The sequence below is a fragment of the Mycobacterium paraffinicum genome (assembly GCF_001907675.1).
Classification (GTDB): Bacteria; Actinomycetota; Actinomycetes; order Mycobacteriales; family Mycobacteriaceae; genus Mycobacterium; species Mycobacterium paraffinicum_A.
This window is the reverse complement of sequence record NZ_MPNT01000005.1, coordinates 1-23,184: the sequence shown is the minus strand read 5'-3', so window position 1 is coordinate 23,184 and position 23,184 is coordinate 1. Positions and strand designations below refer to the sequence as shown.

Genomic DNA, 23,184 nt, shown 5'->3' with positions numbered 1-23,184 from the left:
ATGACGGCGGCCGCTTATCAACCGTTGGCACCGATTTCGGTCCCGCTCGTCCGGCTCTACCGCCGGGGCAAGGTACCGATCATTCGGCTCGGGCACATGCTGGTCTTCTTCGTCCGGGCGCTGGTCGCGGTCCCGCTCGCCCTGCGCCAGTACCGGGGCGAGTTCTTGCGGCTGCTGTCGAACATCACCTGGGGCAACGGCTCGATCGTGGTGGGCGGCGGCACCGCCGGCGTGGCCGTCGTGCTCGGCATGACGGTCGGGGCACTGGTCGGAATCGAGGGCTACAACTTCCTGGATCTGCTCGGCCTGGGACCCGCAACCGGTTTCGTCTCGTCGTTGGTCAACACCCGCGAGCTGGCTCCCCTGATGGCATCGCTGGCCTTCGCCATGCAGGGTGGCTGCCGCTTCACCGCCCAGCTGGGCTCCATGCGCATCGCCGAAGAGATCGACGCCATGGAATCGATTGCGATCCGGCCGATCCCGTACCTGGTCACCACCCGGCTGATCGCCTCGGTGGTCGCCATCGTCCCGCTGTACGCCGCCTGCCTGGCGATCGGTTACCTCAGCACGCAAGTGGTGGTGGGCATCGGCAGCGGCGGCTCGACCGGTTCCTACCTGCACTACTTCACGCTGATGCTGGCCGGCCAGGACATCGTCTACTCCCTGATCAAGGCCGTCATCTTCGTCTGGATCGCCTCCACGATCCAGTGCTACTACGGGTACTACGCGGGTGGCGGCCCGGAGGGCGTCGGCGTCGCCGCGGGCCACGGCATGCGGGCCAGCATCACCGTCGTGATCATCGTGAACATGCTGCTGACCATGGCGCTTTGGGGCGTCGACTCCGGCGCACGGTTCGGCGGGTAGGCCGGTCGATCATGCCCAATTCCCTTGAGCTGGACGGGCGCGGCCCCTCCGACCGGCAGCTGTTCGGGATCGGTATCGCTGTCGTGGTGGTCAGCGCGCTGCTCACCACCGCGATGTTGGTCAAATCCACCGGCAGGCTCAACGACTACGTCCGCGTGGTCGCCGATCTGGTGAACGTGGGCGACGGCCTGCCGCAGAAGTCGGACGTCAAATATCACGGCGTGCTGGTCGGCACGGTCAACGGCGTGGTGCCCGCGGCGCACGGCAATCCCAACTATGTCCACATCGACCTCAAGGAAGAATTCGCCGGCTCGATTCCGGCCAACGTGACCGCGCGCGTGGTGCCCAGCAATGTCTTCGCTGTGTCATCGGTCCAGTTGGTGGGGAACGGCCCCGGGTCGACGATCCGCGACGGCGCGCATATTCCGGAGGACAAGCGGCTTCCGACCGTGCTGTTCGAGACGACCGTGACCAAGTTGCGCGACGTGCTCGCGGCCGCGGGCCGCGACCGGGACGACCGGTCGGTGGGGATCCTGGCCGCGTTGGGCGCCGCCACCGACCACCGCCGCGTGAGCCTGCTGAACGCCGGCGCGCAATTGAATCGTCTTCTCGACCAGCTTAATTCGATCGTCAGCACCGACTCGGGCCCCTCGACGGTGTCCGCGCTGCTGGATGCGACGCGCGGGCTGGCGCAGACCGCCCCCGACCTGCTCGACGCACTGCACCAGGCCGTCGAACCGATGCGCACCTTCGCCGAGACGCGGGGGCAGCTGGCTGCGCTGCTGTCGGGCGCCGACTATACAGTCGACACCACGCACCAATCGTTGGGCAACCACATCGACCAACTCATCAGAATCACAACCGAATTGACGCCCGTGCTCGGCGTGCTGGCGCAGAAGTCCAACAACTTCGTGCCCGCGGTCGCCAAGCTGGACAACCTGGCCAACCAGTTCATGGAGCAGGTCTGGAACCCCGAGACCAACGTCGGCAACATGCGCGCGATGCTGACGTTCACACCCAGTTCCACCTATACCCGCGCTGACTGCCCCCATTACGGTGAGCTGAAGGGACCCAGCTGTTTCACCGCACCGCTGATCCCGGTGCGGCCCGATCTGCCCGACGTCCTGCTGCCCCAGAACTATCAGCCGCCCAAGGATCTGGCCCCACCCCCGGGCACGGTGATCGGCCCGGACGGAAATCTCGTCGCCGTCGGTCCGCCGCTGATCAACCCCAACCCCAACCTGTCCGATCCCAATCCCCCGCTGCCCGCGGGGATCACGCCGTCGCCCCCGGTGCCCGGGAGTGCGAACCCCGACAACCCGTCACCGGGGGCACCCGCCACGCCGCAGCCCCACGAACCGTGGGTCGCCCCGGTGGCGCCCAAGGCGCCGTGGATCCCGCAGGCCTCGTTCGGCGGAAACGTGGGACCCGTTGGGAGCCAGTACGAACGGAACATGTTGGGCGTGATCACCGGCGCGCCGGCGACCGCGGCCACCGAGCTGCTGTTGGGCCCGGTCGCGCGGGGCACCACGGTGTCCATCACCCAGGCGCCGGCGCATCCACCCGGGGAGGCGAAATGAGGTTTCGAGGCCCGCTCATCGCACTGACCCTGTTCATGGTCGTCTCGTTGACGCTGACGTGGCTGGTGTATGTGAGCCTGCGGCGTGACGTGGCCGGCAACACGGCGAAGTATTCGGCGGTGTTCAGCGACGTGTACGGGCTGCGTGAAGGCGACGACGTCCGAATGGCCGGGGTGCGCGTCGGCCGGGTCGAAAACATCGAGCTTGACGGGAATCTCGCGAGGGTCTCGTTCGTGGTGCAGCAGGAACAACGGCTGTTCGGAAACACCCTCGCGTCGGTCACCTATCAAAACATCGTCGGGCAGCGTTACCTCGGCCTTTCTCTAGGCAAGGAAGGCAGCCCGCAACAACTCCCACCGGGCAGCACGATTCCGCTGGAACGCACCGAACCCTCCTTCGACGTCACCACGCTGTTGAACGGCTACGAACCGTTGTTCAGCCTGCTGAACCCCCACGACGCCGACAACCTCACCAAGGGCATCATCGCCTCGCTGCAGGGCGACACGTCGTCGCTGACCACGCTGGTCGGCCAGACCTCCACGCTCACCGAGACATTCGCGGGCCGGGACCAGGCCCTCGGCAGCGTGATCACCAATCTCAACAAGGTGATGGCCAACCTCGCCCAGCAGAACGACAACCTCGACGGGGTCATCACCCAAACCCGCAGCGTCGTGGGCGAGCTCGACGTCCGGCGGCCCGACCTGGTCGCCTCGGTGGGTTCGTTGGCCCGGGTGACCGGCCGGCTGTCGGCCTCGGCGACCGATGTGTACCCGGCGCTGCGCGAATTCATCGACCGCCAGCCCGGTGCCACCAAACACATCATGGAGGTCGAGCCGCAGGTGGCGTTCTTCGGCGACAACATCCCGCTGCTGCTGAAGGGGCTCGCCCGGGTCGGCAACCAGGGCGCCTACGGCAATGCCTACGTGTGCGACGTGAACTTCATGGGGTTCTTCCCCGGCCTCAACGACGTGGTGCCGATCATCGTCAATGCCGCGACGCCGGGCAACAAGGCGTGGCACAGCCCGAGATGTCGGAGCACCGCCGATGGCTGACGCGTCGGTGTGGCAGCGGATGCGCAAGCGTCCGCTGGAAAGCTACAACAAGACTTGGCTCGGGTTCATCGCCGTCGCGGTGGTCGCGGTGATCATCGGGGTCATGCTGCTGGTGCACGCGCTCGGCGCCGGATATCGGCACTACACCGCCGAGTTCCTGCAAGCCGCCTCGCTGCGGGCCGGCAACCCGATCGTGGTGGCCGGCATCCCGGTGGGCAACGTCACCAGCATGAAACTCGTCGGCGACCACGTCGAGGCGGGGCTGAAGATCCGGGACAATATCGCGCTCGGCAGGGATTCGCGGGCGCAGATCAAGGTCACCACCATCCTGGGTTCGCGGTACCTCGCGCTGGAACCCGCCGGTCCGGCGCACCTGCCCGACAACACCTTCGACCTGGCGCACACCGAGGTGCCCTACGACCTTCAAGCCGCGCTGCAGGACGCCACCACCACGTTCGAGCAGGTCGACTCCGACCGGTTCGCGCAATCGCTCGCGGTGCTCGGCAAGCAGCTCGAGGGGCTGCCGACCGTTGTCCCGCAAGCGATTTCGAACATTCACACCTTGTCGTCGATCATCGCGGTGCGACGTGACCAGCTGGGTCAGCTGCTGCGCAGCACCGAGCAGGTCACCAACACGCTGCGGCGCCAGCAGGCCGACATCGGCACCCTGGTCAACCAGGGCCAGGACCTGCTGGGCCAGTTCGTCGCGCGGCGAGCCGTTTTCCACGCGATGATGCAATCCCTGTCGAGCCTCGTCGACACCATGAGCCAGGTCGTGGTCACCGACCGGCCGGCTCTGAACGCGCTGATCAAGGACATGCGTGACTTCACCAACCTGATGTCCACGCACGACGACCTGCTGCACACCATGCTGCAAACCAGCCCGATCTTCTTCCGCGAGGCGGCCAACCTCACGGGTGACGGGAACGCGATCAATTTCAATGCCCCCAACGTCCCGCTGATCGACTCGTGGATGTGCGCAATCAGCGGCCGCGCCAAGCAGTTCGGCATGATCCAGTACTTCAAGGACTGCAAGTGAAGGGGCCCGCATCGAAATCAGTGGCCATCATCGCCGCCCTCGCGGTGATCGCCGCGGTCGCCGGCATCGGCTGGTGGTGGCTAAGCCCCGACGACGACACGATCACCGTGACCGCCCAATTCGACAGCGCCTCAGGACTTTACGAGGGCAACGAGGTGGCGGTGCTGGGCATGCCGGTCGGCAAGATCACCAAGATCACCCCCAGGGGCGGCTACGTCGAAGTCGAATTCACCGTCGACCGCCACGTCAAAGTTCCCGCCAGCGTGCAGGCCGTCACGGTGTCAACCTCCATCCTCACCGACCGGCAGATCGAGCTCACACCGCCGTATCACGGCGGACCGACCCTGGAGAACCACGACACCATCGGGTTGCCGCGCACCAAGACGCCCGTCGAGTTCAGCAGCGTCCTCAACGTTTTGGACAAGGTGACCAAGTCGCTCGAGGGCGACGGCCACGGCGGCGGCCCGATCGCCGACGTGCTGGGCGGCGGCACCCAGGTCGTCAACGGCAACGGGGAACGGATCAAAGCCGCGCTGGGCGAGCTGTCCAAGGCGCTGCGCCTGTCCAGCGACGGCGGCGCGGCGACTCGCGAGCAGATCACCACGATCGTCAAAAACATCAGCTCCCTGTTCGATGCGGTGGCCGCCAACGACACCAAGTTGCGCGAATTCGCCTCCACCATCCACCAAGTCAGCCAGATCATGAACGACGAGGACCTCGGCAGCGGCACCACGGGACGAAAACTCGACGAACTGATTCAACGCGCGGGTGACCTGCTGGACGCCAACCGCGACAACATCAAGCAGACCGCCCGGGGTGGCAACGCCACGCTGCAGATGGTGACCGACCAGCGGCGCGACCTCGCCGAACTCCTGGACCTGGCCCCGTTGGTGGCCGACAACGCCTACAACATGATCGACCGGGCGAACGGCAGCGTCCGCGCACGATTCCTGACGGACCGGTTGCTCTTCGACAGCCAGTACACCAAAGAGATCTGCAACCTGATGGGCCTTCGGCAACTCGGCTGCAGCACCGGAACGATACAGGACTTCGGCCCCGATTTCGGGTTGACCTATGTGCTGGACGGCATGGCAGCGATGGGGCAGAAATGATGGCCGCGGGCCCGCGGGGCGTGCTGGCGGCGGTGGCCGCGGCTGTGGTGACCGCCGGGTGCGCCACCAACGGCCTTGCCAGCCTGCCCCTTCCGGCCCCCGGCTTGGGTTCGGGCGGCTACTCGCTGAACGCCGTGTTCTCCAACGCGCTCAACCTGCCGATGAACGCCAAGGTGAAACTTGCCGGCGCCGACGTCGGGCAGCTCGAGTCGATGGTCGCGCGCAACTACACCGCGGTCACCCGGCTGCGCATCCGCGATGGCGTGCAACTGCCCCGGGGCAGTACCGCCGAATTGCGAACCGCGACACCGCTGGGCGACGTGTTCGTCGCCCTGAAGCCGCCGGCCGCCGGTGATCCGGCCGCACCACTGTTGAAGGACGGCGACACCATCGGCCTGGACTCGACCGCGGCCGCCGCGACCGTCGAGTCGGTGTTGAGCTCGGCGGCGATCCTGGTGAACGGCGGGGCGGTGCGCAATTTCACCAACATCATCAACGGTTTCGGCAAGGCGACCGGTGACCAGGGCCAGGCGTTCGGGGACATGATCCGCAAGTCCAACGAGCTGCTCGGGACACTGGACTCCCGGTCCGGTCAGATCTCGACCGCATTGACCCAATTGTCGCACCTGGCCGATGAACTCGACGCCAAGAACCAAACCATCAGCGACCTGATGGCGGCCGCCGGTCCCGCCACCGCCGCCCTGGCCGACAACACCGCCCAGCTCTCCACCGTGGCCATCCAGGTGGGCGACACCTCCCGGCTGCTGGCCCGGTTCCCGTCGATCGGCGGGACCGACACCAGCGGCCGCAGCATCATCCGCGACCTGAACACGGTCGCCGGCGCGGCCAATGACGTTGCGGTGAGCCCCGATACCAGCTGGCTGGCGCTCAACCGGCTGATCCCCCCGTTGGTCAAATCGACCGCCGGAAACTCGATTTCGGTGCACGTGGGCGTGGACAAGATCATGCTCGGATCGCTTCCCGATATCGGATTCCCCGGTGACATCGGACTGCACGGGCCGCACCACTACAACGTGAACCTGCTCGTCGGCACCCTCAAGTACACCCTGTGGCGTCTGCAGGAACGCGTGGTCGGCCGCGGGCCGAATTCGCCGCAGGTTCCGGTCATTCCGGACCCGAACATCCCCGGCCAAATCGACGTCGCTCCCGGGCCGCCGCCCGAGCCGCCGCCCCCGGGACCGCGACCATGATCCGCGCCGTCGACAGCGTCGCGAACGTCATCGTCCGGGCGGTGCGCACCGGCCACCGGCAACAGGTGTGGCTGTCGGTGGCCGGATTGGCGCTCATCCTGGTCGTCGCCACCGCCTACCTGCTCATCGGCGCGCTGCGGGTGAAACCCTTCGCCTCGGCCTACCGCGTCACCGTGCAGTTGCCGGAATCCGGCGGCTTGCTGCCCAACCAGGATGTCGCGCTGCGGGGAGTCCGCGTCGGCCGGGTCGAGTCGCTGCGGATCACCGACAACGGCGTCAACGCCATCGCCAGCATCACGTCGAACGTGCGGATACCGGCGAACAGCGTGGTGCACGTCTCCGCGCTGTCGCCGGCCGGCGAGCAGTACATCAACTTCGAGGCCGCGTCGGACGCCGGGCCGTATCTGCACGACGGCAGCCTCATCACCTCCGACCGCACGACCGTTCCGGTCAGCCTGGCACAGCTGCTCGGTGACGCCGATGGGCTGCTGGCCCAGGTCGACCCCCGGAAAGTCGAGTTGATCAAGAAGGAACTGAGCTTGAGCAAGGAGGGACCCGCGAAGCTGACCGCCATCGTCGACGGCGGTACGTTCCTGCTTTCCACGCTCGACTCGGTGCTGCCCCAAACCACCAGCATCATCAAGACGAGCCGGGTCGTGCTCACCCTGGCGAGCGACAAGAACGCCGGATTGGGCGCTACCGCGACGGAACTCGACCGAACGCTGACCGGCGTGGCCAGGATGCAGGCCGGCTACCGCCGCTTGACCGGGCAAACCCCACGCACCCTGTCGGCGGTCGACAATCTGTTCGCCGACAATTCGGACACCATGGTGCAACTGCTGGGCAGCATGGCGACCATGTCGCAGCTGCTCTATCTACGGGTTCCGGCGCTCAACGCGCTGTTCCCCGACTACCGTGGGTCCGTGCTGGACGCGGTGACGAGCGCATTTCACGATCACGGGGTCTGGGCGACGGCCGACCTGTATCCGCGCTATGTGTGCGACTACGGGACGCCGTCGCACGCCTCCTCCGCGGCCGATTACTACGAGCCGTTCATGTACACCTACTGCCGCGACGACGACCCCGCGGTCTCGATCCGGGGCGCCAAGAACGCGCCACGGCCGGGCGGCGACGACACCGCCGGTCCCCCGCCGGGTGCGGATCTGGGCCGTCGAACCGATCCGACCCCGCAAGGTCGCTACACCATTCCCACCCCCTACGGCGGCCCGGTTCTGCCGATCGAACCGCCGCACTAAGCCATTAACCCGTATCTCGAGGAGCTGATCGTGATCGTGACCACCAAGAAGAACCCGAAGGCCGAGGCGCGGGCCGGCGCGGAGCCGGATGACGAAATGCCCTCAGCGGCAACCGAAGAGGCCGAGGAGGTGGGCGTCGACGACGAACGGCCAGACGACGACCAGCCAGACGACGACCAGCCAGACGACGAACAGGGCGACGACGAGGGCGTGTTGCTCAAAGGCAAGCGTCGCGAGACCGAGCGCCGCGGGCGGCGCTGGAAGCACTACCTGCGCCGCGCCGCGCTGCCGGCGTTGCTCGTTGCCTCGCTTGCCGTTTCGGGCTTACTCGGTTGGCGGCAGTGGCAGGAGCACCAGGTCAAGCTCGCCGGCGAACAGGCCCAACAGGCCGCCATCGCGTATGCGCAGGTGCTGACGAGCATCGATTCGAACAAGGTGGACGACAACTTCCGGCAGGTGCTCGACGGCGCGACGGGCGAGTTCAAGGACATGTACACGCAGTCCAGCGTGAAGCTTCGGCAGCTGCTGATCGACAACAAGGCCACCGCGCACGGCGTGGTGGTGGACTCGGCGATCCAGTCCGAGTCGACGAACAAGGTTGTGGTGCTGGTCTTTATCGACCAGACGGTCACCAACACGGCCGCGCCCGACCCGCGCATCGACCGCAGCCGGATCAAGATGACCATGGAGAAGGTCGACGGCCGCTGGCGGGCGAGCAAAGTGCAGCTGCTGTGATGCGGCGGCTCTTCGCGGCGTTCGTATTGGTCGCCGCCACAACGGTTCCGACCACCGCCCGCGCGTCCGCGCCGTCGTTTTGCGGCGAGTTGGGCGGTGACTGGGACGGCCAGTACTGCCACACCTCCGTCACGTCGGAACGCAAAGCCGTACGGGACATCAAGGTCGCCGTGCCCGACGACCTCGTCGACAACCCCACCACGGGCCCGGTGATCCGCGACTACCTGCACACCCTGGTCAACAATTGGAAGACCGCTAACGGCAGCATGGCGGCCGACAGCTACGGCGAGGAGAACTTCGAGGTGTTCCGGCACCAGAACCTGCTCAGCGCCGTGTTCCACGAGGACTACCACGCCGACGGGCCGAAGTTCAACAACGCCTACCGGACCTTCACCTTCGACATGGCGAGCGGCCGGCGGGTGCAGCTCGCGGACCTGACGACGTCGAACCCGCTGACCGCCATTCCCCCACTGGCCCAACCGTTTATCGAAACCGCGCTCGACCAGGCGCCGCCGCCGCACGACCCGGGAACGTATCCGTTCATGGTCGACCGCTGGACGCCGGACAAGGTCTACTCCGGGGCCTACAAGGCGTGGGCGGTGACACCCGACGAGCTGATCCTGTACATGCCCGACTACCCCGTCGGCCATGACGAGCCGATCAACTTCTCACCCGGCCTACCCCAGTGGTACATGGACGGCGGCACCGTCCAAGCGCATATCCCGCTGGCGGCCTTGAGTTCGGTGCTGCGCGTGTAGTTTTGGCAGCCGCTCGGGCTCAGTCCTCGGGGTTATAGCCGAGGTTGGGGGCGAGCCAGCGCTCCGCTTCGGCCAGGGTCCAGCCCTTGCGCTTCGCGTAGTCGGCGACCTGGTCCTGGCCCAACCGGCCGACCACGAAGTACTGCGATTGCGGGTGCGAGAAATACCAGCCGCTGACCGCGGCACCCGGCCACATCGCCATCGACTCGGTCAGCTCGATGCCGGTCCGCTCCTTGACGTCCATCAACTCCCAAAGCGTCACCTTCTCCGTGTGCTCCGGGCAGGCCGGGTAACCGGGCGCCGGGCGGATTCCCCGGTATTTCTCGTCGATGAGCGCCTCGTTGTCCAGCTGCTCGTCGGGCTGGAAACCCCAGAACTCCTTACGGACGCGTTGGTGCATCCGTTCGGCGAACGCCTCCGCCAGCCGATCGGCGACCGACTCCAGCAGGATCGCGTCGTAGTCGTCGAGGGCCGCCTTGAACTCCGCGATCTTCTCCTGGCTGCCGAGCCCCGCGGTGACGGCGAAGGCGCCGATGTAGTCCCGCAGGCCCGTTTCTTTGGGCGCGATGAAGTCGCCCAGCGACCGGTTGGGGATGCCGTCGCGGTGCTCGCCCTGCTGGCGCAGGTTGTGCAGCGTGGCCAGCACTTCGGTGCGGGTGTCGTCGGTGTAGACCTCGATGTCGTCCCCGACGGCATTGGCCGGGAAGAAGCCGATCACCCCGTTGGCGGTCAGCCACTTCTCCTTGATCAGGGTGTCGAGCATCTGCTGGGCGTCGTCGTAGAGCTTGCGGGCGGCCTCGCCGGAGGCAGGGTTGTTGAGGATGTCGGGGAACCTGCCCTTCATCTCCCAGGCGTTGAAGAACGGCTGCCAGTCGATGTACTCCCGCAGCTCGGCCAGGTCGTAATCCTGAAACTCCCGCACTCCCACACCGATGGCGGGCACCGGCGGCGTGTAGCCGCCCCAGTCGATCGGCGTCCGGTTGGCGCGGGCCTTCTCCAACGTCAGCATCGGCCGCTCGTTCTTCTGGGCGTGCCGTTCGCGCAGCGATGCGTAGTCCTTCTCGGTGGCCTCCAGCAGCGCCGGACGCTGCTTGTCGTCGAGGAGCGCGGCGGCGACCGGCACCGAACGGGACGCGTCCTTGACCCACACCACCGGACCGCTGCGACGCGGCGATATCTTCACCGCCGTGTGGGCGCGCGAGGTGGTCGCGCCGCCGATCAACAGCGGGATCTCCAGCCCCTCACGTTCCATCTCCACGGCGAAGTTCGACATCTCGTCCAGCGACGGGGTGATCAGGCCGGACAGCCCGATGATGTCGGCATCGTGCTCCTTCGCCGCATCCAGAATCTTCTGCGCGGGCACCATGACCCCGAGGTCGATCACCTCGAAGTTGTTGCATTGCAGGACAACTCCGACGATGTTCTTGCCGATGTCGTGGACGTCGCCCTTGACGGTGGCCATGATGATGGTGCCGTTGGTGTCCTTCGTCGCCGCTGTGCCGTTCTGCTCCTTCTCCGCCTCGATGAACGGCAGCAGGTACGCGACAGCCTTCTTCATCACCCGGGCCGACTTCACGACCTGGGGCAGAAACATCTTGCCGGAGCCGAACAGGTCGCCGACGACGTTCATGCCGTCCATCAGGGGACCCTCGATCACCTCGATCGGGCGGCCACCCGCCGCGGCGATCTCGGCCCGCAACTCCTCGGTGTCGTCGTCGACATGCGCGTCGATCCCCTTGACCAACGCGTGCGTGATCCGCTCCCGGACTCCGAGGCTGCGCCACTCGGCCGCCTTCGGGTCCTCAGCCTTATCCGACTTGTTGAACCGCTCGGCGATCTCCAGGAGCCGTTCGGCCGCGTCCTCGCGACGGTTGAGGACGACGTCCTCGATGCGGTCCCGCAGCTCGGGGTCGATCGAGTCGTAGGGCACCAGCGCACCGGCGTTGACGATGCCCATGTCCAGTCCGGCCTTGATGGCGTGGTAGAGGAACACCGCGTGGATCGCCTCGCGCACCGGGTTGTTGCCCCGGAACGAGAACGAGACGTTGGAGATACCGCCGGAGATGTGCACCCCGGGCAGGTTCTCCTTGATCCAGGCGCAGGCCTCGATGAAGTCGATCCCGTAGGTCGCGTGCTCCTCGATGCCGGTCGCCAGCGCGAAACAGTTCGGGTCGAAGATGATGTCCTCGGGCGGGAAGCCGACCTCTTCGGTCAGGATCCGGTACGCGCGCCCGCAGATCTCTTTGCGGCGCTCCAGGTTGTCCGCCTGACCCTGTTCGTCGAAGGCCATCACGACGACGGCGGCGCCGTACTTGCGGCACAGCCGGGCCTCGCGGATGAACTTCTCCTCGCCCTCCTTCATGGAGATCGAGTTGACGATCGGCTTGCCCTGCACGTTCTTCAGGCCCGCCTCGATGACGTCCCACTTGGAGGAGTCGATCATCACCGGGACGCGGCTGATGTCCGGCTCGGCCGCGATCAGCTTGGTGAACCGGTCCATCGCGGCGATGCCGTCGATCATGCCCTCGTCCATGTTGATGTCGATCACCTGCGCGCCGACCTCGACCTGCTGCAGGGCGACCGACAGCGCGGTGTCGTAGTCCTCGGCCTTGATCAGGTTGCGGAACCGGGCCGAGCCGGTGATGTTGGTGCGCTCACCGATGTTCACGAACAGGGAGTCCTCGGTGATGTTGAGCGGTTCGAGGCCCGAGAGCCGCGTGGCCACCGGGATCTGCGGCACCTCACGCGGCGGCTTGCCCTCGACGACCTTGGCGATCTCGGCGATGTGCGGCGGCGCCGTTCCGCAGCAACCACCGACCAGGTTGACCAAGCCGGCCTCGGCGAAGTCGGCGATGTAGCCGGCCTGGCGCTCCGGGGTCTCGTCGTATTCGCCGAAGGCGTTGGGCAGGCCGGCATTCGGGTAGCAGGACACGAAAGTGTCCGCGATCCGTGCCATCTCGGCGATGTAAGGCCGCATCTCCGGCGCACCCAGGGCGCAGTTGAGGCCGACCGCGATCGGCTTCGCGTGCCGGATGGAGTTCCAGAACGCCTCGGTGACCTGACCGGATAGCGTCCGCCCGGAGGCGTCGGTGATGGTGCCCGAGATGATGAGCGGCCAGCGGCGTCCGCGCTCCTCGAACAAGGTCTCGACGGCGAACACCGCGGCCTTCGCGTTCAGCGAGTCGAAGATCGTCTCGACGATGAGCAGGTCGGCCCCGCCGTCGACCAGGCCGTTGGCGGCTTCCAGGTAGGCGGCGACCAGCTGGTCGTAGGAGACGTTGCGGGCTCCGGGGTCGTTGACGTCCGGCGAGATCGACGCGGTGCGCGTGGTCGGACCGATCGCGCCCGCGACGTAGCGCGGCTTCTCCGGCGTGCTGTACTCGTCGGCCGCCTTGCGGGCCAGGGCGGCGCCGGCGTAGTTCAGCTCGTAGGCGAAATCCTGCATGCCGTAGTCGGAGAGCGAGATCGCGTTCGCGTTGAACGTGTTGGTCTCCAGGATGTCGGCACCGGCGTCGAGGTACTCGCGGTGGATCCCCTCGATGATCTGCGGCTGGGTCAGGTTGAGCAGGTCGTTGTTGCCCTGCAGAGCGGTCGGCCACTCGGTGAAGCGGTCGCCGCGGTAGCCGGCCTCGTCGGGCCGGTCACGCTGGATCGCCGTACCCATCGCGCCGTCGATCACCACGATCCGCTCACGGAGAGCGGCCGTCAGCTCTTCGGTGCAGTCCGGACGGATGTTGGGCACGAAGGTCTCTGGCGCCGGGGCGTTTGTGGGGACGTTCACGTGCATTCCTTCCGTAGCGGAAGGCGTCCTTGACTCTGCCGAGCGTGGCGGATACCGGTGGACCGGAGATCCGTTGCAACGCCTCTCGACCAAAAAAGTCTACGTCGTCCCCCGACGACGTCTGGACGCCCAACTCATCGCCGCGATCGACAGCCCGTGGATCCTGCCTGCGACGGGGTAGTTACCAAGGTTAACCAGTGTGAAGCCGAACGTATTTCACCCCGACCGCGTCGACGCCGGCTGTCGATGTCGTCGCGGGTCAGGTCGGCGCACACCCCACAAGGATAGTCGTCCTATGCAATGCCCCGGGAGGTCGACAGATCCCTGCCACGCAAGGCCGAACATCGGCCGCAAAGGCCGTACGCTGATTCTGTGACCCCGTCCGATGGCCCACCCTTTGGCGAAGCGGCACTGCCCGAGCTGCACAACACCATCGTCGTGGCGGCGTTCGAGGGCTGGAACGACGCCGGCGACGCGGCCAGCGACGCGCTTGAGCACCTCGAGGCGATCTGGGAAGCCGACCCGATCTTGGAGATCGACGACGAGGCGTATTACGACTACCAGGTGAACCGCCCGGTCATTCGGCAGGTCGACGGGGTCACCCGGGAGCTGGTGTGGCCGGCCATGCGGATTTCGCACTGCCGGCCGCCAGGCAGCGACCGCGACGTCGTGTTGATGCACGGCGTCGAGCCCAACATGCGCTGGCGCACCTTCTGCGCCGAGCTGGTCGCCATCGCCGACAAGCTCAACGTGGATACCGTCGTCATCCTCGGCGCCCTGCTGGCCGACACGCCGCACACCCGCCCCGTCCCGGTCTCGGGCGCCGCCTACTCCCCCGAATCGGCGAAACGCTTCGGGCTCGAGGAGAGCCGCTACGAGGGGCCCACCGGCATCGCCGGCGTGTTCCAGGACGCCTGCGTCGCCGCCGGGATCCCCGCCGTGACGTTCTGGGCGGCGGTGCCGCACTACGTGTCGCAGCCACCCAACCCGAAGGCGACGGTCGCGTTGCTGCGCCGCGTCGAAGACGTGCTCGACATCGAGGTACCCCTGGCCGACCTGCCCACCGACGCCGAGGAGTGGGAGCAGGCCATCACCGAGATGGCCGCCGAGGACGAGGACCTGGCCGAGTACGTGCAGTCGCTGGAACAGCGCGGCGACGCCGAGGTCGACATGAACGAGGCCCTGGGCAAGATCGACGGCGACGCGCTGGCCGCGGAGTTCGAGCGCTACCTGCGCCGGCGGCGGCCCGGCTTCGGCCGCTAGCCCTGCTTCTTGCCCAGGCCCTGGTTGTAGGCGCTGGTGGAGCGCCCGAGCGCGACGACCTGAGCGTCCAGTTGGGGCAACAGCTCCGCGGTGGGCTTGTGCAAGGGCAGCTCCCCGGCCGGGGTGGACAGCACCGGCTTGATCCAGCGGAACAGGGCCACCCAGCGCGGGCAGTAGATCCGGTTCCGGCGGGCCTGGATGCCCTTGACGAAGGCGTCCGCGCATTTGTCGACCGTGGTGGTCTTGTTCAGCGGCCACGGGAAGCTGCCGAGTAGCTTGCCGAAGGCCGGCAGGTCGGCCTCGGTGTCGCGGACCAGGGCGGTGTCGATCCACGACATGTGCGACGAGCCGACGCTGACGCCACGGTGCGCCACCTCGAGCCGCAGCGCGTTGGCGAAGATCTCGACGGCGGCCTTCGACGCGTTGTAGGGGGCCAGGCCCGGGCACGCGGCGTAGGCGGCCAGCGACGAGACGATGAGCACATAGCCGCGGCGCTCGATCACCGCGGGCAGCGTGGCACGCACGGTGTTGAACACGCCGAGCACGTTGATGTCGATGACCCGCTTGAACGCCTCGGGGTCGACCTGCAGCACCGATCCGTAGCTGGCGATGCCGGCGTTGGCCACCACGACGTCGATGCCGCCGAAGCGTTCGACGGCCCGGGCGGCGACGGCCTGCATGGCGGGCAGGTCACGGACGTCGGCGACGGCGGTCAGTACGCGGTCCTCGCCGATTTCGGCCGCCAGCGCGGCCAGCTCGGCGTCGTTGAGGTCGGTGAGGACCAGTTTGGCGCCCTTGTTGCCGAGCCGACGGGCGACGTCGGCCCCGATTCCGCGGGCCCCGCCGGTGATCAAAACAACCTTGTCCTGCAGCGACGTCATGGCCGACAACGTACCGCGCTCACAACCCCGTGTTCACAGTTCCACTCCAAGCAGCGCGTCGATCGCGGTTGCCACCAGCCGCGGGGCCTCGGTGTCGTGACCGCCGTACTCGAGCGCGTCGGTTGTCCAACCGTCAAGCGCGGCAAGCGCTTTGGGCGTGTTCAGGTCGTCGGCCAGGTATTGGCGCACCCGCGCGACCACGTCGGCGGCGTCCGGGCCGGCGGGCAGCCCCGTCGCGGTGCGCCAGCGCCCCAGCCGGGCGGTGGCCTCGTCGAGCACCTGCTGGCTCCAGAACCGGTCGGCGCGATAATGGCCGGACAGCAGGCCCAGCCGGATGGCCGCCGGCTCGATGCCTTGGGCGCGCAAGGTCGACACCAGCACCAGATTGCCCCGGCTCTTGGACATCTTGTGCCCGTCCCAGCCGATCATGCCCGCGTGCACGTAGTGGCGGGCGAATCGCCGCTCGCCCCTTACGCATTCGGCGTGTGCGGCGGTGAATTCGTGATGCGGGAAGATCAAGTCGCTGCCGCCGCCCTGGATGTCCAGGCCGCTGCCGATGCGGCTGAGCGCGATCGCCGCGCACTCGACATGCCAGCCGGGCCGGCCGGGCCCGAAGGGCGAGGGCCAACTCGGCTCCCCCGGCCGGGCCGCCCGCCAGAGCAGGGCGTCCAGCTCGTCGGTCTTGCCCGGCCGGTCCGGGTCGCCGCCGCGCTCCCCGAACAGCCGAAGCATGGTTTCGCGGTCGTAGCCGGACTCGTAGCCGAACTGCGGCGTGGCGTCCGCGCGGTAGTAGACATCCGGGAAGTCGCCGTCGACGACGTATGCCGCACCCGACGCCAACATCTTCTCGACGAGCTCGACCACCTCGGGGATCGCCTGGGTGGCCGCGACGTAGTCGCGCGGCGGCAGGACCCGCAGCGCCGCCATGTCCTCGCGAAAACGCGCGACCTCACGATCGCCGAGCTCACGCCAGTCGACACCGTCGCGCTGCGCGCGTTCGAACAGCGGATCGTCGACGTCGGTGACGTTCTGCACGTAGTGCACGGCATGGCCCAGGTCCAGCCACTGCCGGTAGACCAGGTCGAAGGTCAGGTAGGTGGCCGCGTGACCCAGATGCGTCGAGTCATACGGGGTGATGCCGCAGACGTACATCGTCGCCGTCGATCCGGGCGCCACCGGCCGCACCTGCCGGTCGGAGGTGTCGAACAGCCGCAGTTCCGGGCCACGGCCCGGCAACACCGGCACCGGTGGAGACTGCCACGACTGCATGCCAACGACTCTAAACGCGGGAAGTCAGCGCCACGCGTCGCGGATGGCGGCGAGCAGGATCGGCGCCACCTCCGCGCGACACATCACGAAGTCCGGTAGGTACGGGTCGCGCTGGTTGTAGCGCATCGGTGAGCCGTCCAGCCGCGACGCGTGCATGCCGGCGGCCATCACCACCCCGGCGGGCGCCGCGTTGTCCCATTCCCACTGGCCACCGGCGTGCAGGTAGGCGTCGACGTCGCCGTCGATGATGGCCATCGCCTTGGCGCCCGCTGAGCCGATCGCCACCGGCTGGATGGCCAACGACTGGCGCATGCGGTGCAGCACGAAGGGTGGCCGGGTGGCGCTGACCGCGATGCGAAACGTATGGGGTATGCCGACGCGCGCGGTATCGGCGGTGACGGTGTCGGTGCGGTACACCGTGTTCCCGCGGGCCGGCAACGACACCGCCGCGTCCGTGATCTCCCGCCGGCCGTTCGTGGGGCGCTGCCACAGCGCGATGTGCACCGCCCAATCGTCCCGGCCCGGCGTGGAGAACTCACGGGTGCCGTCCAGCGGGTCGATGATCCACACCCGGTCGTGCTTCAGCCGGACCAGATCGTCGTAGGCCTCCTCGCTGAGGACCGCGTCGTCGGGCCGCTCGACGCGCAGCCGCCGCAGGATCAGCTCGTTCGCCAGGCTGTCTCCGGCGTCGCCCAACGCCCACGGATGTCCGAAGCCGATCTCGTCGCGCACGTTCAGCAGCAGTTCGCCCGCGTCCGCGGCGAGTTCGGCGGCCAGAGCGGCATCGGTCAACTCATCCGGGCCCTGGCTCACCGGTTCAGTATCTCCGACGCCGGTCCGAGCTTTAGAACGCCGGCCACGGAATGGGGCGCTGCCGGTTGGGTCCGGGCATCACCGGGTCGTCGAGCAGCGCGTGCGCGCGCCTGTGCAACGCCGCGATCTCCGCACGCGTGATGTGCTCGGCCAGTTCGTCGCACAGCGAACCGCCCAGGGCCTCGGTGAGCCGGGCGACCGCCTCCAGCATTGTCTGGTCGACCGGCTTGTGAGCCCAGCCCCACAGCACCGTGCGCAGCTTGTTCTCGACGTGCAGGGACACCCCGTGGTCGACGCCGTAGACGTGGCCCTCGATGTCGCGCAGCACGTGACCGCCCTTGCGGTCGGCGTTGTTGATCAGCACGTCGAAGACCGCCATGCGCCGCAACCGGATGTCGTCGGCGTGCATCAGGACGACCTCGTCGCCGGCGTAGTCGTAGGCCCGCAGCACCGGCAGATAGCCCGGTTCCGGCTTGTTGGCGGGAAACAGGTCGACCAGGTCCGGGCCGGGCCTGGGCTCGGAGTCGGCCGCGTCGCCGGGCTGCTCCACCCACAGCTGCAACATGCCCGGGCCGGCCGGCCCGTGACGAATCACCGTGTACGGCACGATGTTCCAGCCCAGCTGCGTCGATACCAGGTACGCGGCGAGTTCGCGGCCCGCCAGCGTCCCGTCGGGGAAATCCCACAGCGGGGCCTCACCGGAGATCGGTTTGTAGACGCAGTGGACCGTGGATTCGCCGAGCGTGGACTCGCACAGGAAGGTGGCGTTGCTGGCCGAGCGGATGCGTCCGAGGACCGTCAGCTCACCGTTGCGCAACACCTCACGGTCGTCAGGCCTCAAGTTCATCGTCAGGCCCGAGCAGCGCGCTGCGCCTATAGCCGTTGGCGCGCGCGCAGATATGGCCTTCGGGGTCCAACGGTTCGTCGCACAGCGGGCAGGGCGGCCGCCCCGCTGAGATGACGCGATTGGAGCGGGTGGCGAATTGCCGCGCCGACTCCGGCGTCAAGAACACCCGCACCGCGTCGGGCCCCTCCTCGGTGTCGTCGAGCACCACGGATGCGTCGAACTCGGCGTCGGTGACGGCCAGCAACTCGACCACCACGGTCTGGGCTTCGGAATCCCAGCCCAGGCCCATGGTTCCGACCCGGAACTCGGCATCCACGGGTGTGATCAACGGGTTCAAGTCCTCCACCTCGGCGGGCTCCGGCGGGACCGGCGTGCCGAATCGGCGATTCACCTCGAGCAGCAGCGCGCCGATGCGCTCCGCCAGGACCGCAACCTGCTGCTTCTCCAACACCACCGACACCACCCGGGAATCGTGGACCGCCTGGATGTAGAAGGTTCGGTTTCCGGGCTGACCAACGGTCCCGGCCACGAAGCGGTCGGGTGTGCGGAAGACGTGGATTGCGCGGGCCATGGCACCTCCAAAATACCGGCTGTTGCCTTCGCCGTGCGATTCGATTGCCCCGCTCCGCCTGTTTTAAGCGGAATCAATCAGTTGAGCCGCCGACCACCGCGTCGCTGGTCGGCACGACCGCGACCGGCTGTTCCGTTGCGGGCACCGGGGACTCACCATCGGTCTTGGCCGCCCCCTTGTCCTGCCCCCCGTCTTGCGTGTCGTTCTTTGGCGGTGGCCCGGCCCGCAGCGCTGCAGCCAATCTCGCACCGGTGTGGTTGACGTGCAACACAAACGGGCGCAATTCGGTGTATCGGATCACATTCACCGACGCCGGGTCGGCGGTGACCCGCTGGAACGCGTCCAGGTGCATGCCGTAGGCGTCGGCGATGACCGCCTTGATGACATCACCGTGAGTGCAGGCCACCCACAGGACGTCCCCGCCGTTCTCTGCGCCGTATTCCAGGGCGAGCCGCCGATCGTGTTCGCGGACGGCGGACACGGCGCGCGCCTGCACCTGCGCCAGTCCCTCGCCGCCGGGAAACACCGCCGCGCTCGGGTGCGCCTGCACGACCCGCCACAGCGGCTCGCCGGCCAGCTCGGCGATCTTGCGGCCGGTCCAGTCCCCGTAGTCCACCTCGGCCAGCCGGTCGTCGATCAGCGGCTCGAGGCACAGCGCTTCGGCGAGCGGCTCGAGGGTGCGCCGGCAGCGCAGCAACGGCGAACTGATGAGCGCGCGGATGGGCAGGTCACCGATCCGGTCGATCAGCCCCGCGGCTTGATCGCGGCCCTTGTCGTCGAGGTCGACGCCCTCGGAGCGGCCGGCCAGGATCCCGGCGGTGTTCGAGCTGGATCGACCGTGCCGCAGCAGGATGACCGTCATGCCGCGGTGTCCAACATCCGACAGGCGGGGGCAACCACGACCACGACCGTACCCGGTGCGAAGGCGCTACCGACTAATGCGATACCGGCACAGCGTGCGCCACCGAGTCGCGCACGGCGGCGACCAGGCTGCGTTCGTCGGTCAGGTCGATCTCGACCAGGCTGCGGACCGCCGTGGCGACCACCTCTTCGGCCTGGGGAACTGGCCCGGCGAGGCGCGGTCGGTAAATCTCGACGACGAGCGAGCGGTGTTCGATGTGGAACGAAAAACTGCGCCCATCACCGACTTGTCCATACCCGCTGGCGAAGATTCCTGTCGACATATCTTCGACAGCAAACTCTTTTTCCGCGGTCTGCCGGTCAACGATGACGGCCATGAAACCGACGATACCTCGCCCGCGGAACTTGATGTGGGCGACATGGCCATATTGGATGCGAAGGCGTTCCTTAGACTCGGAACTCCACCGTCATTACGCGAGGGAAAATAATTGCTGTCACGGCACATGCGTCATCGATTGGCAGCTCAGCGCCGTTTGCTTGTCACGGCGCTTTTGCTGTGCGCGATCGCGGGATGTTCGTCCAATACATTCAAATCCGCACCGCCCACCATCGAACCGGCCACGGCCGCGGTGTCTCCACCGGCGTCGCAGCGCCCGGCCGGCGAGGTGCGGCAGCTGGCCGCCGCCGCGACCGCAGCCACCTACGACGGTGGCACGCACCAGCTGGCGGTGCTGGCGCCCGGCGCCGCCCCGGCGGGGCCGGGGACCGTCACCGTCTTCGGCAATCCGAAGGCCGAGCCGAAAGCCATCCCCCTGCCAGGGCCGGCGGCCGCGCTGACCGATGACGGCCACGGCACGCTGTTCCTGGCCGCCCGGGGTGCCTATTTCGTCGTCGACCTGGCGGCCGGCCGGGCGACGCAGGTGAACGTCGTCGACGCCCAGCAGGCCGATTTCACCGCGGTCGCCCTGCGTGCCGACGGCAAGCTGGTGCTGGGCAGCGCCGACGGGACCGTCTACACCCTCACTTCCCCAACACCGGCCTCGCCGACGCCCGGCACCGTCAGCACCGCGACCGTCGGCACCCGCAGCAAGATCTTCGCAAGGGTCGATTCGCTTGCCACGCAAGGGAATACGACGGCGGTCCTGGACCGGGGCCAGACATCGGTGACCACGATCGGCGCCGACGGCAAGGCCCAGCAAGCGCTGCGGGCCGGCGAAGGCGCGACCACCATGACCGCGGATCCGCTGGGCCGGGTCTTGGTCGCCGACACCCGCGGTGGCCAGCTGCTGGTGTACGGCGTGGATCCGTTGATCCTGCGGCAGGCCTATCCCGTGCCTCGGGCGCCGTACGGCCTGGCCGGTTCCCGCGCGTTGACCTGGGTAACCCAGACCGCTTCCAATATGGTGGTTGGTTACGATTTGTCCACCGGAATTCCAGTCGAAAAGGTGCGTTACCCAACCGTGCAGCAACCGAACTCACTGGCCTTCGATGAAGCGTCGGACACCTTGTACGTGGTGTCGGGATCCGGTGCGGGGGTGCAGGTGATCCAGCACGCGGCGGGTACGCGTTGACCGCGCCGCGCAGCGGTCGGCTGCCCGCGGGCTGGGACACCGAGCTGTCCGACGAGTACGAGTGGGTGCCGCTGCGCCTGCCGCCGGAAGTCACCCGGCTCAGCGCGTCCACCCGGTTGTCCATCGAGGCCGAATATCGCGGGTGGGAGCTGACCCGGGTACGGCTCTACACAGACGGCAGCAGACGAGTTTTGTTGCGCCGCAAGAAATCTCGGCTGGGCACCCGGCGGCCGGACCAGCCGGAACTGTGACGGGGCCGCAAACGCGCGACCGCGTGGTGTACAGCCTGGTGCGGCGGCTGCTCTTCCTGGTTCCACCCGAGCGCATCCACACGCTGGTCTTCGCGGTGCTGCGCGGCGCCACCGCCCTCGGCCCGGCGCGGCGCCTGCTGCACCGGCTGCTCGGCCCGAGGGATCCGGTGCTGGCGAGCACGGTGTTCGGGGTGCGTTTCCCGGCGCCGCTGGGGCTGGCGGCCGGCTTCGACAAGGACGGCAAGGGGTTGCTGACCTGGGGCGCGCTCGGCTTCGGTTATGCGGAGGTCGGGACCGTCACCGCGAGCCCGCAGCCCGGCAACCCGGCCCCCCGCATGTTCCGGTTGCCCGCCGACCGCGCGCTGCTGAATCGGATGGGCTTCAACAACCTGGGCGCCGGCGCGCTGGCCGTCCAACTGGCGCGACACCGACCCGACGTTCCGATCGGGGTCAACATCGGTAAGACTAAGACCACGCCTGCCACCGACGCCGTCGGCGACTACCGGGCCAGCGCCCGCCTGGTCGGGCCGCTGGCGTCGTATCTGGTGGTGAACGTCAGCTCGCCGAACACGCCCGGCCTGCGCGACCTGCAGGCCGTCGAGGCGCTGCGGCCCATCCTGTCGGCCGTCCTCGCCGAGACGTCGAAGCCGGTGCTGGTCAAGATCGCGCCCGACCTTTCCGACGCCGATCTGGACGACGTCGCCGACCTCGCGGTCGAGCTCGGCCTGGCCGGCATTGTCGCCACCAATACGACCGTGTCGCGCGATGGCCTGCAGACGCCGGGGGTCGACGCGCTGGGCCCGGGCGGCATCTCCGGGCCGCCGGTGGCGGGCCGGGCCGTCGAGGTGCTTCGCCGGCTCTATCGTCGCGTCGGCGACCGCCTGGTACTGATCAGCGTCGGCGGCATCGAGACGGCCGACGACGCCTGGGAGCGGATCACCGCGGGCGCGTCGCTGTTGCAGGGCTACACCGGCTTCATCTACGGAGGAGGCTTGTGGCCCAAGCGCATTCACGACGGCATCGCGCGCCGGCTGCGCGACGGCGGGTTCGCCTCGCTCGGCGACGCCGTCGGGTCGGCGGCGCCGAAGGCCGGCGACGCGGCCAGTTAAGCCGCGCCTTCTTCTTCGTCGTCTTCTGCGTGTTCCCGGGCGAGGATCTTTTCCGGGTGGTGGAAGTTGTTGACGCGGGGCTGTCCGCGGTCAAGGTGGGGTGGCGGGATCCATTGGGTGTCGCCGTTGGCACGTCTTCGAGTGGTCCAGCCCTTCTCGAGGAGCCGGTGGTGCGGTCCGCAGGCCAGGGTGAGTTGGTCGATGTCGGTGCGGTGCGTGTCCGCCCAGTCTTCGACGTGGTGGACTTCGCAGTAGTAGCCCGGTACATCACAACCGGGATGGGAACAGCCGCGGTCCTTGGCGTACAGGACAATTCGCTGGCCGGGCGAGGCCAGACGCTTGCCGTGATAGAGCGCCACC

20 protein-coding genes and 2 pseudogenes are annotated in these 23,184 nt (G+C 67.8%); 13 read left to right on the top strand and 9 right to left on the bottom strand.

Going from position 1 to position 23,184, the window contains the following annotated elements:
- The 9 genes from BRW65_RS07540 to BRW65_RS07500 are packed head-to-tail and all read left to right on the top strand — an operon-like array spanning position 1 to position 9,607.
- Positions 1-864 (top strand): ABC transporter permease, encoded by an 864-nt coding sequence (locus BRW65_RS07540; protein WP_073873115.1) that lies wholly within the window; start codon positions 1-3, stop codon positions 862-864.
- An 11-nt stretch (positions 865-875) separates the two neighbouring features.
- Positions 876-2,444, top strand: a complete 1,569-nt coding sequence (locus BRW65_RS07535) for an MlaD family protein (RefSeq protein ID WP_073873113.1) — start codon at positions 876-878, stop codon at positions 2,442-2,444.
- Positions 2,441-3,496 (top strand): MlaD family protein, encoded by a 1,056-nt coding sequence (locus BRW65_RS07530; RefSeq protein ID WP_073873111.1) that lies wholly within the window; start codon positions 2,441-2,443, stop codon positions 3,494-3,496. The genes BRW65_RS07535 and BRW65_RS07530 overlap by 4 nt, the downstream gene beginning before the upstream one ends.
- On the top strand, positions 3,489-4,535 hold the full coding sequence (locus tag BRW65_RS07525) for an MCE family protein (RefSeq protein ID WP_073873109.1): 1,047 nt from the start codon (positions 3,489-3,491) through the stop codon (positions 4,533-4,535). Before BRW65_RS07530 ends, BRW65_RS07525 begins: the two co-directional genes overlap by 8 nt.
- On the top strand, positions 4,526-5,647 hold the full coding sequence (locus tag BRW65_RS07520; protein WP_432206403.1) for an MCE family protein: 1,122 nt from the start codon (positions 4,526-4,528) through the stop codon (positions 5,645-5,647). The genes BRW65_RS07525 and BRW65_RS07520 overlap by 10 nt, the downstream gene beginning before the upstream one ends.
- Complete coding sequence (locus BRW65_RS07515; RefSeq protein ID WP_073873104.1) at positions 5,644-6,858, top strand: MlaD family protein; 1,215 nt, start codon at positions 5,644-5,646, stop codon at positions 6,856-6,858. Before BRW65_RS07520 ends, BRW65_RS07515 begins: the two co-directional genes overlap by 4 nt.
- Positions 6,855-8,114, top strand: coding sequence for an MlaD family protein (locus tag BRW65_RS07510; RefSeq protein ID WP_073873101.1), 1,260 nt, complete (start codon positions 6,855-6,857; stop codon positions 8,112-8,114). The genes BRW65_RS07515 and BRW65_RS07510 overlap by 4 nt, the downstream gene beginning before the upstream one ends.
- A 24-nt stretch (positions 8,115-8,138) precedes the next feature.
- A complete protein-coding gene (locus BRW65_RS07505) occupies positions 8,139-8,849 on the top strand; it encodes a tetratricopeptide repeat protein (RefSeq protein ID WP_073873098.1) in 711 nt (236 codons plus the stop codon).
- The gene (locus BRW65_RS07500; RefSeq protein WP_073873495.1) at positions 8,849-9,607 is read left to right on the top strand and encodes a mannan-binding family protein; all 759 of its coding nucleotides are present in this window, start codon (positions 8,849-8,851) and stop codon (positions 9,605-9,607) included. Before BRW65_RS07505 ends, BRW65_RS07500 begins: the two co-directional genes overlap by 1 nt.
- 19 nt (positions 9,608-9,626) lie before the next feature.
- On the opposite strand, the gene metH is transcribed toward BRW65_RS07500, so the two are convergent.
- Positions 9,627-13,394 carry a methionine synthase gene (gene metH / locus BRW65_RS07495; protein WP_073873095.1) on the bottom strand — a complete coding sequence of 1,256 codons (3,768 nt, stop codon included), beginning with the start codon at positions 13,392-13,394 and terminating at the stop codon, positions 9,627-9,629.
- Between the two features lie 366 nt (positions 13,395-13,760).
- On the opposite strand from metH, the gene BRW65_RS07490 reads away from it, so the two are divergent.
- Entirely contained in the window at positions 13,761-14,651 is an 891-nt protein-coding gene (locus BRW65_RS07490) for a PAC2 family protein (RefSeq protein ID WP_084187749.1), read from the top strand.
- Here BRW65_RS07490 and BRW65_RS07485 read toward each other — a convergent pair.
- From BRW65_RS07485 to BRW65_RS07455, 7 genes are all read right to left on the bottom strand, one after another.
- Entirely contained in the window at positions 14,648-15,532 is an 885-nt protein-coding gene (locus tag BRW65_RS07485; protein WP_073873092.1) for an SDR family oxidoreductase, read from the bottom strand. The two genes, BRW65_RS07490 and BRW65_RS07485, sit on opposite strands and share 4 nt — an antisense overlap.
- Before the next feature lie 33 nt (positions 15,533-15,565).
- The gene (gene mshC, locus BRW65_RS07480) at positions 15,566-16,801 is read right to left on the bottom strand and encodes a cysteine--1-D-myo-inosityl 2-amino-2-deoxy-alpha-D-glucopyranoside ligase (RefSeq protein ID WP_073873089.1); all 1,236 of its coding nucleotides are present in this window, start codon (positions 16,799-16,801) and stop codon (positions 15,566-15,568) included.
- Between the two features lie 24 nt (positions 16,802-16,825).
- Positions 16,826-17,614 (bottom strand): 3'(2'),5'-bisphosphate nucleotidase CysQ, encoded by a 789-nt coding sequence (locus BRW65_RS07475; protein WP_073873086.1) that lies wholly within the window; start codon positions 17,612-17,614, stop codon positions 16,826-16,828.
- A gap of 31 nt (positions 17,615-17,645) precedes the next feature.
- Positions 17,646-18,461 (bottom strand): SCO1664 family protein, encoded by an 816-nt coding sequence (locus BRW65_RS07470; RefSeq protein WP_073873083.1) that lies wholly within the window; start codon positions 18,459-18,461, stop codon positions 17,646-17,648.
- Complete coding sequence (locus tag BRW65_RS07465) at positions 18,445-19,032, bottom strand: DUF3090 domain-containing protein (RefSeq protein ID WP_046186213.1); 588 nt, start codon at positions 19,030-19,032, stop codon at positions 18,445-18,447. The genes BRW65_RS07470 and BRW65_RS07465 overlap by 17 nt, the downstream gene beginning before the upstream one ends.
- A 73-nt stretch (positions 19,033-19,105) precedes the next feature.
- Positions 19,106-19,894, bottom strand: coding sequence for a histidine phosphatase family protein (locus BRW65_RS07460; RefSeq protein ID WP_073873080.1), 789 nt, complete (start codon positions 19,892-19,894; stop codon positions 19,106-19,108).
- 73 nt (positions 19,895-19,967) lie between these two features.
- On the bottom strand, positions 19,968-20,270 hold the full coding sequence (locus BRW65_RS07455; RefSeq protein ID WP_073873077.1) for a hypothetical protein: 303 nt from the start codon (positions 20,268-20,270) through the stop codon (positions 19,968-19,970).
- A 126-nt stretch (positions 20,271-20,396) separates the two neighbouring features.
- Here BRW65_RS07455 and BRW65_RS07450 point away from each other — a divergent pair, with 126 nt between their 5' ends.
- The 3 genes and pseudogenes from BRW65_RS07450 to BRW65_RS07440 form a co-directional block, all read left to right on the top strand.
- Positions 20,397-21,464: a YncE family protein gene (locus BRW65_RS07450; protein WP_073873074.1), complete on the top strand. Its 1,068-nt coding sequence runs from the start codon at positions 20,397-20,399 to the stop codon at positions 21,462-21,464.
- Positions 21,461-21,715 carry a DUF5703 family protein gene (locus BRW65_RS07445; RefSeq protein ID WP_073873071.1) on the top strand — a complete coding sequence of 85 codons (255 nt, stop codon included), beginning with the start codon at positions 21,461-21,463 and terminating at the stop codon, positions 21,713-21,715. Before BRW65_RS07450 ends, BRW65_RS07445 begins: the two co-directional genes overlap by 4 nt.
- A 26-nt stretch (positions 21,716-21,741) precedes the next feature.
- Positions 21,742-22,810 (top strand): annotated as a pseudogene (locus BRW65_RS07440) (quinone-dependent dihydroorotate dehydrogenase); the annotation flags it as partial.
- Positions 22,811-22,820: 10 nt separating this feature from the next.
- Here the strand turns inward: BRW65_RS07440 and BRW65_RS07435 are convergent.
- Positions 22,821-23,184 (bottom strand): annotated as a pseudogene (locus BRW65_RS07435) (HNH endonuclease signature motif containing protein); the annotation flags it as partial.